The following is a 1,046-nucleotide window of genomic DNA, read 5'->3' as shown; positions in this document are numbered from 1 at the left end:
TGTCTTCCTAAGACCGCTTGGCCTCCGACTTGCGCGGGCCGACGTCCGGCTCGCCCACCACGACATCGCGGCAATGACCAACGCCGCCAGCGCGATCCCCGCCGTGATCCAGTCGCTCGCCTGCATCGATTCCATCCGCCCACCCTAGACCGCACCATGGTCTCCGTAGTCCAGCGGCCCAATCTCGCGAGATTCTTCCTCGAACGCGAACCCTAGGAGGCCAACATGCAGACCTTCCAAGCGATCCTCTATCTCCTCGCCATCACCCTCCTCGCGCTCGCCGCGTTCGGCGTCAGCGCCCGCCCGTCGCTCGCGCTCCTCGGCGGGACCTTCGCGCTCACCGCCTACGCCCTCCCGACCATCGCAACACTCTGGACCTGAGGATGGCCGTGAACGACTGCGCCACCGGTGGCATCGTGAAACCCGGACCCGGCGGACTCATCGGTGGCGACGGCCCCAACTGCCTCATCCCCAACCCGCTCGCGAGAACCCTCGAGCGGGCCACCGTCGTCCACCTCCAACCGAGCGACGTGGTCGTGTTCAGCAACGTCGGCGACGTCGACCCCGAGCAGTGCGGCACGGCGATCGAGCGGTTGAAGGAAGCGCTCGGCGGTAAGACCCTCGTGTTCTTCCACGGGCCCATCGACATCACCACCCTCCGAGACCTGGAGCAGCAGTGAACGCCCGGACCATGCGCAACAAGAACACCCACACCGCAGGCCTCCACCTCAGTCCCCTCCCCAGTGAATCCCGGATCGAGGTCGACGGACGTGAACTCCTCGGCGTCCGCGACGTCCGCATCCACGCCGAACCGAACGGCGCGCCGACCCTGGAACTCGAGCTCGTCACCTACGAGATCGAAGTAGACGGGGAACTGCAGACCACCATCACCACCCCGGCGCACGAGACGCTGATCGCTCTCGGCTGGACACCACCGGCAGGCACCGATGCCTAGCCTCCCCACCAAGCGCGTCAAAGTCGGATCGTAGCCATGTCGTTCTGTGAGCCAAGGAGTTGGAGATGGCAATTGTCTTCCTAAGACCGCT

Annotated in this window: 3 protein-coding genes; all 3 read left to right on the top strand. The window is 65.7% G+C overall.

Annotation, left to right across the window (positions count from 1 at the left end; genetic code table 11):
• The first annotated feature begins 225 nt into the window (after positions 1-225).
• From ABFX50_RS50635 to ABFX50_RS50625, 3 genes are read left to right on the top strand one after another with little or no spacing between them, the layout of a single operon-like run.
• Entirely contained in the window at positions 226-381 is a 156-nt protein-coding gene (locus ABFX50_RS50635; RefSeq protein ID WP_310283794.1) for a hypothetical protein, read from the top strand.
• 2 nt (positions 382-383) lie between these two features.
• Complete coding sequence (locus tag ABFX50_RS50630; protein WP_346158462.1) at positions 384-680, top strand: hypothetical protein; 297 nt, start codon at positions 384-386, stop codon at positions 678-680.
• Positions 677-955: a hypothetical protein gene (locus tag ABFX50_RS50625; protein ID WP_346158460.1), complete on the top strand. Its 279-nt coding sequence runs from the start codon at positions 677-679 to the stop codon at positions 953-955. The genes ABFX50_RS50630 and ABFX50_RS50625 overlap by 4 nt, the downstream gene beginning before the upstream one ends.
• The last annotated feature ends 91 nt before the right edge of the window (positions 956-1,046 follow it).

The sequence above is a fragment of the Nonomuraea recticatena genome, from assembly GCF_039533245.1.
GTDB classification, from domain to species: domain Bacteria; phylum Actinomycetota; class Actinomycetes; order Streptosporangiales; family Streptosporangiaceae; genus Nonomuraea; species Nonomuraea roseola.
Note: the sequence above shows the minus strand (reverse complement) of the source record. Positions and strands in the feature narration are given on the sequence as shown.